At 43.5% G+C, this 16,157-nt stretch carries 10 protein-coding genes; 8 read left to right on the forward strand and 2 right to left on the reverse strand.

Annotation, left to right across the window (positions count from 1 at the left end):
* The first annotated feature begins 44 nt into the window (after positions 1–44).
* The 6 genes from PP181_RS00930 (at position 45) to PP181_RS00955 (ending at position 11,300) form a co-directional block, all read left to right on the forward strand.
* The gene (locus tag PP181_RS00930; RefSeq protein WP_272635622.1) at positions 45–4,049 is read left to right on the forward strand and encodes a hybrid sensor histidine kinase/response regulator transcription factor; all 4,005 of its coding nucleotides are present in this window, start codon (positions 45–47) and stop codon (positions 4,047–4,049) included.
* A 153-nt stretch (positions 4,050–4,202) separates the two neighbouring features.
* Entirely contained in the window at positions 4,203–4,400 is a 198-nt protein-coding gene (locus tag PP181_RS00935) for a hypothetical protein (protein ID WP_272635623.1), read from the forward strand.
* Positions 4,401–4,600: 200 nt separating this feature from the next.
* Positions 4,601–8,008, forward strand: a complete 3,408-nt coding sequence (gene mfd, locus PP181_RS00940; RefSeq protein WP_272635624.1) for a transcription-repair coupling factor — start codon at positions 4,601–4,603, stop codon at positions 8,006–8,008.
* A 106-nt stretch (positions 8,009–8,114) separates the two neighbouring features.
* Positions 8,115–8,447, forward strand: coding sequence for a TerB family tellurite resistance protein (locus PP181_RS00945; RefSeq protein WP_154917408.1), 333 nt, complete (start codon positions 8,115–8,117; stop codon positions 8,445–8,447).
* A 210-nt stretch (positions 8,448–8,657) separates the two neighbouring features.
* Positions 8,658–9,965: a serine hydrolase domain-containing protein gene (locus PP181_RS00950; protein WP_272635625.1), complete on the forward strand. Its 1,308-nt coding sequence runs from the start codon at positions 8,658–8,660 to the stop codon at positions 9,963–9,965.
* A gap of 12 nt (positions 9,966–9,977) precedes the next feature.
* On the forward strand, positions 9,978–11,300 hold the full coding sequence (locus tag PP181_RS00955) for a thioredoxin-like domain-containing protein (RefSeq protein WP_272635626.1): 1,323 nt from the start codon (positions 9,978–9,980) through the stop codon (positions 11,298–11,300).
* Between the two features lie 179 nt (positions 11,301–11,479).
* Here the strand turns inward: PP181_RS00955 and PP181_RS00960 are convergent, their stop codons facing one another.
* Positions 11,480–12,139: an aspartate kinase gene (locus PP181_RS00960; protein ID WP_272635627.1), complete on the reverse strand. Its 660-nt coding sequence runs from the start codon at positions 12,137–12,139 to the stop codon at positions 11,480–11,482.
* A 188-nt stretch (positions 12,140–12,327) separates the two neighbouring features.
* Positions 12,328–12,687 (reverse strand): YraN family protein, encoded by a 360-nt coding sequence (locus PP181_RS00965; RefSeq protein WP_154917411.1) that lies wholly within the window; start codon positions 12,685–12,687, stop codon positions 12,328–12,330.
* A gap of 189 nt (positions 12,688–12,876) precedes the next feature.
* Between PP181_RS00965 and PP181_RS00970 the strand changes: the two genes are divergently transcribed.
* Positions 12,877–14,370: a DUF1800 domain-containing protein gene (locus PP181_RS00970; protein WP_272635628.1), complete on the forward strand. Its 1,494-nt coding sequence runs from the start codon at positions 12,877–12,879 to the stop codon at positions 14,368–14,370.
* A gap of 14 nt (positions 14,371–14,384) precedes the next feature.
* On the forward strand, positions 14,385–16,085 hold the full coding sequence (locus PP181_RS00975; protein WP_154917413.1) for a DUF1501 domain-containing protein: 1,701 nt from the start codon (positions 14,385–14,387) through the stop codon (positions 16,083–16,085).
* The last annotated feature ends 72 nt before the right edge of the window (positions 16,086–16,157 follow it).

The following is a 16,157-nucleotide window of genomic DNA, read 5'->3' on the forward strand; positions in this document are numbered from 1 at the left end:
ATATTAAATCGGTTTAATTTTAAGGTGGGCAAAACAGGAAACCAGTGAACAGATTTGTTGTTTGTTTTATTTTTCTAATCGGCATTCAAATAGGTACTTCTCAGGACCTGTTTTTTCAGCATTATGGTCTCGATGAAGGCCTGTCCCAACAGACCATTCGGTGCATTACCAAAACCCGTGATGGTTTTTTATGGCTGGGTACACAGGACGGCCTAAACAGGTTCGATGGTAAAAACTTTAAAGTGTACCAGCACAATGAAAACGACCCGCAATCCCTATCGGGAAATTTTATCAATAGGCTGCTAGAAAGTGAGGACGGAACCTTGTGGGTCGCCACTGGGGGCAAAGGGGTCTGTTATTACCATCCGGAAACGGACACGTTTAAAAAGGCCCCAATGGAAGATGGGAACTACAACACATTGGCCTTGGATACAGATGGAAACGTTTACACTAATTCCCCCCAGACTGGTCTTACGGTGCTTAAAAAGGACCGTGATTTCGCCCCGGAACATTTTTCGGCCCTTGATAAAATTATCACCTCCATAGCGATAAAAGGGAAAACCATTTTACTGGGCACCAAATCCGGTAACATACTAAAAGGCACTACGGACAATCACAATGAATGGACCATTGGCAATTCTACCTTTCCTGGCAGTATCGAGGAAATTATCCCATATCAAAATGAATGGCTCTTAGGTACTTCGCGCGGACTTTATCTGTACAACGAGGCATTGGATACCACCACCTTTCTGAACATTGCCGAGCACGATGCTACCTCCAACGAGGTCTTTTTTATTGAATCCATTTTTAACACCCAAAATCAACTTTATTTGGGAACGGACAACGGTTTTTTCATGCTTGAAGGTTTGGATAAAACCACGGGTAGGTTTGCTTCGGGCAATGTGTATAAGGGCGATCTGGAGGACACAAACACGATTACCAGCAACAGGGTGTACGATGTATTGGTGCATGATGAACTTATTTATATCGGTACCAATAATCTGGACATCGCTTCCCAAGGTCTAAATGTCTTTAGGACAGTCAACCCCGATACCAGGCCAGCACTTACAAACAACTACGTCTTTACCATTTTCAAGGATACAGATTTTTTATTTATCGGCACACGAAAAGGAATCAATTGTATTGACCAAAATGGCGTGGTATACGTAATTTCAAAGGAGAGCACTCAACAGCAATTGGCGTACGACGTCATTAGGGGCATGGCAAAAGATGACCACAATAATCTTTGGGTGGCCACCACCAAAGGTGTTTCGGTAATTTCCCTGAACAATTTCAATCCTCAAAAACCCAACATCACATCCTTTTATTTTGACGAAAACGATCAAAGCTCCCTGAGCAACGATAACACCCGGAGCATTTACAAAGACCGTCTTGGGACCATGTGGGTCTGTACTTACGGGGGCGGCCTAAACCGGTTTACGGGCGACCTAAGCCGTAATGAAATCACTTTTGAGAGGTACGGGATGTTGGATGGCGCAACTTCCATCAGTTCCGATTTTGTGTACAACATCGTTCAGGACCAAAAAAATCGGTATTGGATAAGCTCTGAAAATGGTCTTAACCTATTGACTTTCAAAGAAGGTGACTATCAAAACCCCGTTTTTAAAACATATGTTGCCAATGGCAAGGAAGGGGAATTGAAAAACAACAGCGTACTGAACACCTTTTTGGATGCCGAAGGGACACTTTGGGTAGCCACACAAAGCGGTATCGATACATACGATGAACTAACAGATTCCTTTATCCATTTTGGGAAAGCCGAGGGCTTGGGCAATGACTATGTTTACAACATCTTGGAGGATGAGGATGGCATGTTATGGATGAGTACCAACAACGGATTGTTTCGTTTTGATAAAAAACAACCTAAGTTTACCCACTTTACAGTCAAGGACGGGCTGCAAAGTTCTGAATTCAACCTAGGTGCCCATTTCAACGATACGAAAGAAAATGTACTCTATTTTGGGGGCATCAATGGCTTTAATTCCTTTTCCCCGCGCGATGTTCACCTGCTGGATTGGCAGGGCGACCTTTCCCTTACCTCCCTTAAAATAAAGGATAAAGAGGTGAACCCAATTACGCATCCTAGCGTTTTGGACCTTGGCTTTAGCATGGCAAAAAGGATTACGTTGGACCACGACTCCTTTCCCTGCTATATCCAGTTCACGGATTTTGACTATCGCCCCAATAAAAATACCCAATACCATTATTCCTTTGATGACGAGGATTGGAACGCCCTTGGCTATAGCAACGAACTTCAACTGCTCCAATTGCCAAAGGGAAAACACACCTTGAAGATACAAGGTAGTTCCAGGGACGGCTTTTGGCAAAAGGACCCTTTGGAACTGAAAATTGTCGTAATCCCGCCTTGGTATAACAGTACGCTTGCCTATTTCGTTTATGCGCTGCTACTGCTTGGGACCGGTTATTTGATGTATCGTTTTCGGTTGCGCCAAAAAATGGCGTTCCAGGAGGCAAAACGCCTTAAGGAACTGGACGATGTCAAATCCCGACTCATCACCAACATCACCCACGAATTTAGAACGCCGCTAACCGTAATCCTTGGCTACCTGAACACTTTAAAAAGTGAATTTGGGGAACGGGCAAAAATGAAAATTCCCCTGAGCGCCATTGAACAGAACAGTAAAAACCTCTTAAAGTTGGTGAACGAAATGCTGGATCTGGCCAAATTGGAGACTGGTAACCTAACGCTGGACATGACCCCCATAAACTTGGCGGCGTTTACCCATTATATTGTCCATAGTTTTTCAAGCCTTGCACAAACAAACCATATCCAATTAAAATATTTTAAGGCCGAAGATGCCATTATCAGCAAGGTAGATACGGAAAAAATGCGTCAAATTTTATTCAATTTGATAAGCAACGCACTCAAGTTTTCGGAACAGGGTAGCACGGTCAAAGTGTTGGTGGCCAAAGAGGAAGATAGGGCGACCATAACGATACAAGATCAGGGCATGGGCATTCCAAAAGAGGAACTACCACATATTTTCAATAGGTTCTATCGTGCTGCAAAAACTTCCGCAACTACCTCTGGAACTGGGATAGGACTTTCCCTGACCAAAGAGTTGATACACCTTATGGATGGTACTATTGAAGTGGATTCCATAGAAAACATTGGCACCACTTTTAAAGTAAAGCTACCCCTTTCAAACCTATCCCCAACAACGGAGGATTATAGCTCGGAAGAAATCCGCAACACGGAACCCGGACAAATGGCACAAGATGCACAAAGGGAAAAGGAAATCGGCAAAGTAAAAAATGCCCATACGGTTTTGGTTGTGGAGGACAATGCCGATATATCGGCCTACATAGCCTCCAGGTTGGATTCCCAATACCACCTATTGTTTGCCTATAACGGGCAAGAGGGACTGGAAATGGCAAAAAGGGAAATACCGGATATCATACTTACCGATGTGATGATGCCGCTCATGGACGGATATGAAATGACCAAATTGCTTCAGGAAGATGTAGTAACCGATCATATTCCCATCATCATGCTCACCGCGAAGTCCATGGACGAGGACGTACTTGATGGCTTAAAAAGCGGTGCCGATGCCTATCTGGCCAAACCTTTCAACGAAGCGGAACTAAAGCTTCGAATTTCAAACCTCATCGAAAAAAGAAATCGGTTACAATCCAAATACCAAAATTCCATCCTTCATTCACCGAAAAAATCCGATGCCAAATCCGATAAGAACCTACGATTTTTAAACAAGGCCGTTGAACTGATCCATAAAAATCTAGACAATGCCGATTATGACAGCGAGCAGTTGGCCAAGGATATGGCCATGAGCGACTCACAACTCTACAGAAAACTAAAGGCCATCACGGACAGGAGCACAGCTATTTTCATACGCCATGTACGTTTGGAAAATGCGAAAGAACTGCTCCAAAATTCTGATAAAACGGTTGCCGAAGTTGCTTTTGAAACAGGATTCAATGACCCCAACTGGTTCAGTAAAGCATTCCGGGAAGAATTTGGGCAAAGTCCCACACAATTTCGCAACTAACTGTATATAAGTTATTTAAGGTAATTTTTGCAAAAATACTACCCATGATATTTAGGGGATCGCATAAATAATCGTTCCATTTGCCAAAATAGCCAAGAAGGAATGCACGGCTGTTCCCGACATTTGACCTGAACCAAATAAATAAAAGAAAAAATGAAAACTTCAAGTGTTTTGATCGTGCTACTTCTTATGAATTCGGGTTTCTTGGCAGGGATGTTGGGAACGCAACTTTTGGGCTTTCTCAATCCCTATATAGTGGGGGGAGCGGAACTTCTTTTGGGAGTAGCCTATTACGCACACACGGTCGTTAGGGATGTACGTAACTGCTTTGACGTGGATTTCAAATTCTAGTTGTCGCAAAGCATTGAAATCACCATAAAGGAGCTTTTTTGACCGGTTTGTAAGGATTTTTTGAAGCCTAAAATCCGATTATTGCAATATTCAATAAAAATGATCTGCGTCCCTTGGTTTCCTTGAAAGGGTTAAAAATCTCACTGGAAAAAATTGCTTGGTAAGCCATCTGGGGTTACTTTTGCCGCAAATTTCTTGGATTGACCAAATCATCCATAGCAACGCTTTATCAACAGTCTCCCAAACTAGGGAAACTGCAGGACGCTATTTCCCAAGTTCAAGATTCAGATGCCCTTGAAAACCCAAGTATTGGGCTAAAAGGTTTGGCAGGTTCTGCACTGTCCTTTGTCCTTGCTGATACGTTTAACAAAAAGGAAAGACCGCTTTTGGCCATTTTCAACGACAAGGAGGAGGCCGCCTATTATCTCAACGATCTGGAAAGGATCCTTGGTGAAGAACATGTGCTTTTTTATCCAGGAAGTTATAGAAGGCCCTATCAAATTGAGGAAACGGACAATGCCAATGTACTCCTTAGGGCCGAGGTCTTGAACCGCATCAACTCCAAAAAAAAACCGGCCTTTATCGTTAGCTACCCCGATGCACTTTTTGAAAAAGTACTCACCCGGAAGGAACTGGACAAGAACACCCTAAAGATGAAAGTGGGCGATTCGCTGTCCCTCGATTTTTTGAACGAGGTGCTGTTCGAATATCAGTTCAAACGCGTGGACTTTGTGACCGAACCTGGGGAGTTTTCCGTACGTGGGGGTATCGTGGACGTGTATTCCTTCTCCAATGACGAACCGTACCGCATTGAATTCTTCGGCGATGAGGTCGATAGCATTAGGACCTTCGATGTAGCCACACAGCTATCCATTGATAAGATAAAGACCATAACCATCGTCCCCAATATGGCCAACAAGTTCCTTACGGAACAGCGACAATCCTTCTTGACCTATATTGCGGCGAATACACTGGTATACAGCAAGAATACTGATTTACTTTTTGGTTGCCTCAACGACCTTTTCGAGAAAGCCAAGGAAGCCTTTTCAAAACTCTCGGAGGAGATAAAACACGCCAACCCGGCGGAACTCTTTTTGAGCGGCGCGGCGTTTAAGGAGCAATTGCAGAACTTCACCGTATTAACTGCAGACGGCGCCCAAAAGAATCAAAACCAATTTGAGTTCCATACAAAACCCCAACCCTCTTTCAACAAGAAGTTCGATCTATTGATCGAAAACCTCAACGATTATAGGGACAAAGGCTATACCAACTATATTTTTTGTGCGAGCGAACAGCAATCCAAAAGGTTTCATGACATCTTTGAGGAAATAAACGAAAAGGTACATTACCAGACCCTGGTTTTTCCCTTATATCAAGGATTTGTGGACGATGATCTAAAACTGGTCTGTTATACGGACCATCAAATCTTTGAGCGCTACCACAAATTCCATATCAAGAACGGATATTCCAAAAAACAGTCCATCACCTTAAAGGAACTCAATAAATTGGAGATTGGGGATTATGTGACCCATATAGACCATGGTATCGGGAAATTTGGGGGACTGCAAAAAATAGATGTGGAGGGCAAAAAACAGGAGGCCATCAAACTCATGTATGGCGAGCGTGATATCCTTTACGTGAGCATCCATTCCCTTCATAAGATATCCAAATTCAACGGCAAGGACGGGGCCGTTCCCAAAATATACAAATTGGGTTCCGGTGCCTGGAAAAAAATAAAGGACAAGACCAAAAACAGGGTCAAGAAAATCGCGTTCGACCTCATCAAGGTATACGCCAAAAGACGCTTGGAAAAAGGATTCCAATACGCACCGGACAGTTATTTGCAGAACGAATTGGAGGCTTCCTTTATTTATGAGGACACTCCGGATCAAAGCACGGCCACCGAGGATGTAAAAAAGGACATGGAGAGCGAACGCCCCATGGACCGATTGATCTGTGGCGATGTAGGTTTTGGAAAAACAGAAGTGGCCATACGGGCCGCTTTCAAGGCCGTTGACAATGGCAAACAGGTGGCCGTCTTGGTACCTACCACTATTTTGGCCTTCCAACACCACCGTACGTTTTCAGAACGGTTAAAGGATATGCCGGTTTCGGTCGATTATCTAAACCGATTTAGAACGGCCAAGGAAAAGAAAGAGACCCTGGTAAATTTGGCTTCCGGCAAGGTGGACATTATCATTGGTACCCATCAATTGGTGAACAAGAACGTAAAATTCAAGGACCTGGGACTGTTGATCGTGGACGAGGAACAGAAATTTGGCGTATCGGTAAAGGACAAGTTAAAATCCATCAAGGAAAATGTGGATGTGCTCACCTTAACGGCCACCCCTATTCCTAGGACCTTGCAATTCAGTTTGATGGCCGCCAGGGATCTATCGGTCATCAATACGGCCCCACCTAACCGATATCCCATTGAAAGCCAAGTAATCCGCTTTAACGAAGAGACCGTTAGGGATGCCATTAGCTATGAAATTGAGCGTGGCGGTCAGGTATTCTTTATCCATAACAGAATCGAAAACATCAAGGAGGTAGCGGGCATGATCCAACGATTGGTTCCGGATGCCAAGGTAGGGATAGGCCATGGCCAAATAGACGGTAAAAAATTGGAAACCCTCATGTTAGGCTTTATGAACGGGGAGTTTGACGTACTGGTTTCCACGACCATTGTGGAGAGCGGCCTGGACGTTACCAACGCCAATACCATCTTTATCAACAATGCGAACAATTTTGGACTGAGCGACCTTCACCAAATGCGCGGTCGTGTGGGCCGAGGTAACAAAAAGGCCTTTTGTTATTTCATTACCCCGCCCTACGAGGTTATGACCACGGATGCCCGAAAGCGTATCGAGGCACTGGAACAATTTACAGATCTGGGCAGTGGCTTTAACATCGCCATGAAGGATTTGGAAATACGGGGTGCCGGCGATTTACTGGGTGGCGAACAAAGCGGATTCATTAACGAAATCGGCTTTGAAACCTACCAAAAAATTCTCGCAGAAGCCATTGAGGAATTGAAGGAGAACGAATTCAAGGAGCTGTATGATGAAGTGGACGGTCCCCAGGAAAAAGTGTATGTAAAGGAGACGCAGATAGATTCTGATTTTGAACTCTTGTTCCCCGATGACTACATCAATAACATTACGGAACGGCTGACACTATATACCGATTTGAACCAGGTAGATGACGAGGAAGGACTCCAGAACTTTGAAAAACAATTGATAGACCGTTTTGGGGAACTGCCCCCCCAGGCCGAAGACCTATTGAATTCCGTACGGATCAAATGGATCGCCAATGGCATCGGACTTGAAAAAATAGTAATGAAACAGGGGAAGATGATCGGCTATTTTATAAGAGACCAGCAATCCGACTTCTACCAAAGCGAGAATTTTACCCGGATATTACAATACGTACAATCCAACCACCAAAAATGTAGGATAAAGGAAAAGCAGACCCGTAACGGGCTCCGTTTGCTCCTGACTTTTGACGGAATTACCAGCGTGGATAAGGCATTACAGGCGATGTTACCCTTTGAAAGAAGGGCTAGAATTGAAAATATCTCAAAAATGGAAGGGCAAAAAGGTGGTTAATCCAAAAAATAGCAATTTTAACAGAATTAACTCCCAGATACAGCCTGATTCAGATACCTTAGCAAAACCGCTAAAACTCTAAATAACCACGTGAAGTTCTTTACATATGACTTTTGATATCTCTGAAAAACTGGCCATCGTAAAGGTTATTGATGCACTTATCCATGCCGATGGTGTTGTGCATGACGGTGAAATAAACGCCTTTGGGAAACTGATGGAGGTTTTGGATTTTGACGCCAACTTTTTGATTCAGGCACGTTTTCTGGAAACCGAACAGAGCATCTCCATGGTTCGTAATTTTTCCCATGAAAAAAGGGAAATGTTGGAGAATCTTATGGAGGAGGTGGCAAAATCAGATGGTTTTGTCCATCAAAAGGAAATTGAAATGATGGAAAGTGTACTATCCTCCATCAAAATGCACATTCATTCCAATGTGTAAATGGTACTGTTAATAGCTTAGGAAGGCAATATAATCAGATTTCGGTCCTAAAAAACGACACCCAGCCCTATTCCATTATACTTTCATACCTCCCTTCAATTTGGATACTGGGCAAATCTGAGCCATAAATTCTCAGGTAATCGTTTCCATTTCAATTATCTTTAGCTGCTTCCTTATGGAGTTCATTTACAAAAAATCAAAAAAGTAGGTATGGATACTTTCTTAGGACAACTTCAAAAACCCATCGCAAGTTGCTTTTGCCTTGCATTCCTAGTATTGGTTTCGTGCAAGAAGGAAATTAATAAATCGGATAATGAGCCCGTGGAAATTTCCGTTGTTACGGAAGCCACCAAAAAAAGAATAGATTCCACCTTGAAATCCTTCGTTGATGCTGGAAATATTGCAGGTATATCGGCCTTGATTTTTGAGAATGGGCAAGAAGTGTATTTCAATGCCTTTGGTTATGCCGATAAAGAAGCCCAAAAACCTATGGACCGGAACACCATCGTCCAAATTTACTCGATGACCAAACCCATTACGGGAACGGCCCTCATGACACTATATGAAGAAGGAAAATTCGATTTGGACGACCCCATATCAAAATATGCTCCGGAATTTTCCAATATGGAAGTCTATACAGGAATGGATCCAAAGGGAAATATCACCACGGAACCCTTGGATCGGCCGGTAACCATAAGGGACGTAACCCGGCACACTCCTGGGTTTCCCAACAGACCGGATATTCCTGGCTTGAGCGAATTATTGGAGCAAAAAAACATTTACGATCGTGAGACTACGCTAAGTGATTTAGCGGAAAAATTAGGCGACATCCCACTTTGGTTCCAACCGGGCACCCAATGGGAGTATGGGCCAAGTGTAGATGTACAGGCCCTTTTGGTGGAACGGATTTCTGGGGTCCCCTATGGAGAATATGTACGGAACAATGTGCTGGACCCGCTTGGAATGCAAGAAACACGCTATTTTATTCCTGAAGGGGACCGGGATCGATTTGCAAGACTCTATATACGAACCGGGGAGGGGGAATTGGTCAAGGATTCCGTCACCTACAGCAATTACACGGAACACTGGCCTATGACCCGAGGTGGTTCCGGTTTAACCTCTACGTTGGACGATTATATGAAATTCGCCCAGATGTTGGTAAATGATGGTAGTCTTGATTCCGTTCAAATATTAAAACCGGAAACGGTAAAACTCATGGCCACTAACCAGTTGGCCGATAGCATCACCGAGCGTTCTTGGTTACCTTCCAAGGGTCAGGTAGGATTTGGAATCGATTTTGCCGTTCGGGTAGCCTCACCTGCAGATGCAGATGAAAATCATGGCGTAGTAGGCGAGTTTTATTGGGATGGTGCTGCAAGCACCCTTTTTTGGGTAGACCCCGTAAATAAGCTCACGGCCGTCATGTTCGTACAACTGTTCCCTTATGACCAAATAGGATTGCACAAAAAATTCAGGGATGCCGTTTATGGCCCCTACAAGGCAGATAATGCCAACTAAAAATCAGAATTTATGAAGATCGTAAAGATTTTGTTATTGCTTTTTTTATCCTTTAAAGTCCAATCACAACATACGGTTTCGGGTAATTTCTCCCCGGCCGATGCTTTTCGCTATATCATGGTATATCACCTGTCCAGCGACGGTATTCAATACGTTACGGATACGGGTGTAAAGGACGGCCAGTTTTCCTTTACCTTGCCCAATTCCGTTTCCCCGGGCACCTACAGATTGGTGTATGGCGTTCCCCAAGATGAGTACTTTATCGATATCGTTTACAACTGCGAAGAGGATATCGTCTTCAATTTTAACTTGGACGAGGGCATTACAATCGTGAGTTCTAAGGAAAACACGATCTACTATGATTACTTCGCCGAAATCGAAAATGCCAAGGATGAACTCATGGCCTTTTACAGCGAAGATAAATCGGATAAAAAGGAGTATATGGACTTGGTGAACAACCTAAAACAGGTGCAAAATTCCTTCGAGACCCAATCACAAGGTTTGATCGCCGATACTTTCGTAAAAGCGAATAGGCACTATCTACCAAAAGAGTATATGTCTTTGGAAAACTATCTTATCGAGAAAAAGAAACACTACTTTGATGCCATTGATTTTAAAAACGCGACGCTACAGGCCTCAGAATTTTTTTCCGATAAGATCATAAACTATATGTTCTGGGCCATTCCCCCCGGAACTCCAGAAAAGGATTTGGTGAAGGAAATCAATAAAAACGTGGATTTTTTGGCCTCAAAATTGGAGGTGGTTCCAAAAGTTTTGCAAACATCGATTTGGGCCAAGGCTTGGAACAAGGCAAATGAAAGTGAGGTCTACACCGTTTCGGACTATATTTTCAATATCTATTTGAAAAAACTTGCTACAGATACCAATAATGCAAACTTAATTACGAACATCGAAACCCAAACCCGACTCCGTAAAGGGGCCGTTTCGCCCGATATTACTTGGGAGGAAAATGGAGTAAACAAATCATTGTCCGGTTTGACCGGTGCTTCCAACTACCTCCTGATTTTTTGGAGCAGTACATGCTCCCATTGTTTAAATGAATTGCCCGGTCTTCACGAACACCTAAAAACCGTCAAGGATTTGAAGGTGCTCGCCGTTGGTTTGGAGGACGGTAAGGAAAATTGGGAACAGACCATTCCCAAGTTGCCCGATTTCCACCACGCCATAGCCCTTGAGAAGTGGGAAAGCCCCTATGTACAGACTTTTGCGATTCAACAGACACCCACCTACTTTATCCTGGACAAGGACAAACGATTCTTGGACAGACCTGAAAGTGCTGAGGCGGTTGTTGACTATTTAAAGAGAAGTAATTAAAAAAACTGAACTCAGGTTTGCCAACCTAAAACTAGCTGATTTTTAGGGTTTTATTAAAGATTTGTTTTTAAGAAAAAGGACAATTGTAAATACAACCATTTTTTTGGAATTTGGAATTTACAGCTTGGAATTTTTAAATAGCCAATACTAAAGAACTCCCATAACTCCCTAAACTACAACTACAAGGTTTTTAAGTCCTTAATGGTCTTAAAGGCGATATCTACCTGTTCGTCATTCACCAAAATGGTAAACTCGTTGGTTGTGGAGATAACTTCGTAGAGCACGATTCCTTCCCAAGCCAATCGCTGAAAAATAAAGTAGTAGATTCCTGGAACGGATACGTTTTCCGCAGGCAACTTGACCGTTATAGAGGAAAGGTCATCCGCTTTTTGGGTACATTTCTCGTCCTTGAAAAGTCTTTGGACGGTTTCGTCCATAATACTGCTGATGACGATATTGATTTCGTTTACGCCCCTACTGGAAGTATAAAAGACATCTTGGTTTTCATTGATTTCTTCCAATAATTTAGCCTGATGCACCAGTATTTTATCCGAAGCCAAAAACGTATAATCCGATAGGGAGGACCGCACCGTAATCTCCCCGATATTCTTCAACACCTTTAAAATCTTGTGTGTAGCCCTAAATTCAAGGTCATCGGAAAGTCTTTTCAGCGCCATGACAATGGCACCGTTTCGTATATCCTTTCCCAGTTCGGACTCAATTTCAGGTTTGACGATTCTTGAAAGCGATGTAAGGTTGATGATACCTTGTGCCAAGGCGCTTTGCAAGAACGGTTTTTTCTTGATGTAATGCTCTACAACGGAAGAAATGGTCTTCATATGTTAGAATTTATTGATTTAAAAAGCTGTATGCTATGCACCTTCCCGATAACTTTCGGAGCACCTCGTTGGCTTACGAGTATGCCATTGGCTCATTTCAGACATTTGGTTGTTTGAGCAAATATAACAACTTGTTATAAATAAAACAAAATGTTTTTAAATATTATTCTATAAAGTTAATAGGATAATCAAAAATGGTAAAACGCGGATTCAAGATGCTCCAATTGAAAGGTCCCCTTTTCCTTAAGTATGGTGATGATATCGAAACGGGATTCCACATCCAAATCGTTGGAGGTTACATAATGATCCGCCGCCATGACCAATAGCTTTATTTTCTTGGGTGTTACCGTTTCTGCAATATTCTCAAAAAAATCGGAGCTTCGCGAACGCACCTCCACAATGGCCAAGACGTTATCCTTTTTGGCAATAATATCAATTTCAGCTTTCAGGTACCTATAGTTTTGGTAGCAGATTTGATATCCATTTTTTATAAGGTAGTCTTTGGCCATCTCCTCTCCTTCCTTCCCAAACTCATTATGTTTTCCCATAATATTCTGTAAAAAAGTGTATTTCGTCGAAAAAATATGTTTTTTACCGTTTTTAAAAAAGGAACATATTAAATTCGGCTGTCGGACAACGAAAATATACGGATTCTTATACTATCCCAAATTTCGTTGCGTTAGATAGAAGCCCCAACTCTATTAACGTAACATTATTAACGCCCTACTTTCAGGACTATGGAATATTTCATTAATTGTAATACTTCTACCCTTGCTCCGTATACGGCACTTTTAGACCAGACTAGAGCTTTACACCTTTACAGAAGATTAGGCTTTAGTGCATCGGTAGATACCATCAACCAAGCCATTGGACAAAATGCCGGTACCCTTGTGGATGCCTTGGTGGACCAGGCCATAAACATGGCCCCTACGGCCGCCCCTCTTTGGGCGGATTGGAACAATGCGAATTATCCGGCAGACGATGATGCCCGTAGGCAATTGGTTAACCAACAACGGTCAGAATTCGCCCTTGGCTATACCAATGCCCTATTGTCGAACAATCTTAGGGACCGATTGAGTTTCTTCTGGAGCAACCATTTTGTGACCGAATTGGATGTGTACGATTGTAACTCCTTCCTATACCACTACATCAACTGCCTTCAAAGAAACGCCATTGGAAATTTCAGGACGTTCGTAAGTGAAATTGGCCTAACCAGTGCCATGCTCTATTATTTGGACGGTGTCTATAACAATGGTAACAATCCCAATGAGAATTACGCAAGGGAACTCTATGAACTATTTACCCTTGGTGAAGGAAATGGGTACACGGAGCAGGATATCATAGAAACGGCAAGGGCCCTTAGTGGTTACGTGGAGCGTGGAGAGGAAGGATGTACCCAGGTGACCTTTAGGGCAGACAGACATGATACGGGTACCAAAACCATTTTGGGCCAAACGGGCAATTGGGGCTATGACGATGTTATCAACATCCTGTTTCAGCAAAGACCCAATGAAATAGCGGAATTCATCTGTCGTAAACTCTATGAGTTTTTCGTACATCCAGATTCACAGGACGACATGAACAACGCCCAAGTAATTATTGATGGCATGGCATCGACGTTCATTTCAAACAACTTTGATTTGGCTCCTGTCTTAAGGCAGCTATTTAAAAGCCAACACTTTTTTGACGATGAGGCCATTGGCGTCATCATTAAAAGTCCGTTCGATTTTTACTTAAACACCTTGAAGGAAACAAGCTTTGCCTATGATGATACCGTGTTGGGCTCCATGCTCAATTACAGCGGACTTTTAGGTCAAGAGTTGTTCGACCCCTTTGACGTGGCCGGATGGCAGCGAGACAGAACGTGGATCAACACCAATTTTATTATAGGTAGATGGCTTACCATTGAAAGTATTTTGGAATCTTTCTACCAACAGGATAACGAACAATTCAGGTCGTTGGGTTTATCCATAACAGGCACTACTGGTTTGACCAGTACCAATCCTGATGCGGTAGCCCGGCTCATCATCGACTTTATCCTCCCCAAAGGATTATTGGACGAAGGCGAGTATGCAAAGGCATTCGCCATCTTTAGAAGTGATGTGGAAGACGTCTATTACGAAGGTGGCAACCAGGAATCCTGGACCTTGGCCACATGGCCACAAGCCCCATATCAAGTGTATCTCTTGATGCAATACCTAGCCAGACAACCTGAATATCAATTAAAATAACAACACCTACTACTATGTGCCATACACATCACTCACCCCACAAAGGACTGGAACACGATGGTCATGATAAAGAGCATCAAATATGGAGCCGTCGTTCCTTTTTACAGGCATTGGGAATCGCCGGTTCCGGTTCTATGTTATTGGGAGCCAATATGCTTACCGCATCCTCTCCCTCCCCATTGACCGCAGGTATTGCCGCGGCGGAAACGGATAACATCCTAATTCTTATTAGACTGTCCGGAGGCAATGACGGTCTAAGTACCGTAATCCCCATTGAGCAATATGACAGCTATGCCAACGCAAGGCCCAATATCTACATCCCGGAAAGTAAAGTATTGAAACTGACGGATGAATTTGGTGTTCCATCTTACATGGGTGCCTTGGAGCCTATGTGGGGCAATGGCCAGTTTAAAGCTGTTCACGGAGTAGGGTATCAAAACCAAAGTCTCTCCCATTTTACGGGTTCCGATATCTATGCGAACACGGATTTGACCACAACCGGTTTTAGTGGACTCAATACCGGATGGATGGGAAGACATTTCGAAAATATTTATCCCGATTATTTGATAAACCCTCCCGCCGCTCCGGCAGCGATACAGATCGGGCAGTTTGGAAATTTGATTTTCCAAGGGGAGGAAACCAATTACGCCTTTGTGACCTCTAACGTGGAGCAACTACAGGAGATTGCAGAATCTGGCGTAGTTTATGGTTTGGACAATGCCCTCTTTAATGGCTGTATGTACGGGGACCAATTAAAGTTTTTAAGAGGGGTGGCGAATACTACCTATGAATATTCAGGTCTTATTCACGAAGCCTATGCGAGGGGCCAAAACCAAGTGGAATATCAGGATAACGGGTTTGCCCGTCAAATGGCCCTTTTGGCAAGATTGATAAAAGGCAATTTGGGCACCAAGGTATACATGGTATCGATGGGTGGTTTTGACACCCACGGCAATCAGCCTTTGGCACATGAGCGATTAATGACCAATCTATCCGTGGCCATCAATAATTTCTACGAGGATCTCGGGTTTACCCAACAGGACAATCAGGTATTGAGCATGACCTTTTCAGAATTTGGCCGAAGAATTTTCGAAAACGGTTCCAACGGAACGGACCATGGAAAGGCGGCCCCTACCCTATTCTTTGGCTCGGGATTGAACGGAAGTGCCTTTGTGGGAGACCATCCCACGTTGGACGACCCTGACGGAAGAGGCAACCTGGAATACACCATGGATTTCCGGGATTTGTATGCCACGGTGTTGGCCGAATGGTTGTGCGTGGACATTCCGCTGGTGGAACAACATCTTTTGGACCACCCCTACAATCCGGTGAATTTAGGCTTCAACTGTAGCGGTACTGATTTCCCCGATATTGTTTACAGCGACGGTCCGGTAACCCCGCCAACACAACCCGGTGAGGAAGGAACAGATCCCGCAAACCCCGATCTATTGAACGCTATAGTTCACAAACCTTTCTATCCTACGGATAGTACCCCACATATTTATCTGGAAATGCCGTTCTCGGCGCAGGTGGATATTCAATTGTACAATATTCTTGGACAACACGTTGGCACCGTTTTTAACGAAATGATGCTAGAAGGGTCCACAGAGATCAACATACGAGAGCGCATGCCCAAACACCTATCATCCGGCAAGTACATTTATCGCATAAGTGTACAGAATCAAAAGATGAGCAAGTCGGTAATGGTAGCGTAAAGAGTTTCCCCACTATGTAACTTGACCTTCGGTCGTACTATGGTACACCGAGGGTTTTTTGTTTTTTCCGTA

The sequence above is a fragment of the Maribacter sp. PR66 genome (assembly GCF_028464205.1).
GTDB classification, from domain to species: domain Bacteria; phylum Bacteroidota; class Bacteroidia; order Flavobacteriales; family Flavobacteriaceae; genus Maribacter; species Maribacter flavus.

What these genes read in the sequence shown, in the direction of transcription:
- PP181_RS00960 (WP_272635627.1), bottom strand. Translation starts at nt 12,139, where the DNA reads ATGAAGACCATTTCTTCCGTTGTAGAGCATTACATCAAGAAAAAACCG.
- PP181_RS00945 (WP_154917408.1), top strand. Translation starts at nt 8,115, where the DNA reads ATGACTTTTGATATCTCTGAAAAACTGGCCATCGTAAAGGTTATTGAT.
- PP181_RS00935 (WP_272635623.1), top strand. Translation starts at nt 4,203, where the DNA reads ATGAAAACTTCAAGTGTTTTGATCGTGCTACTTCTTATGAATTCGGGT.
- PP181_RS00965 (WP_154917411.1), bottom strand. Translation starts at nt 12,687, where the DNA reads ATGGGAAAACATAATGAGTTTGGGAAGGAAGGAGAGGAGATGGCCAAA.
- PP181_RS00955 (WP_272635626.1), top strand. Translation starts at nt 9,978, where the DNA reads ATGAAGATCGTAAAGATTTTGTTATTGCTTTTTTTATCCTTTAAAGTC.
- PP181_RS00975 (WP_154917413.1), top strand. Translation starts at nt 14,385, where the DNA reads ATGTGCCATACACATCACTCACCCCACAAAGGACTGGAACACGATGGT.
- PP181_RS00950 (WP_272635625.1), top strand. Translation starts at nt 8,658, where the DNA reads ATGGATACTTTCTTAGGACAACTTCAAAAACCCATCGCAAGTTGCTTT.
- PP181_RS00970 (WP_272635628.1), top strand. Translation starts at nt 12,877, where the DNA reads ATGGAATATTTCATTAATTGTAATACTTCTACCCTTGCTCCGTATACG.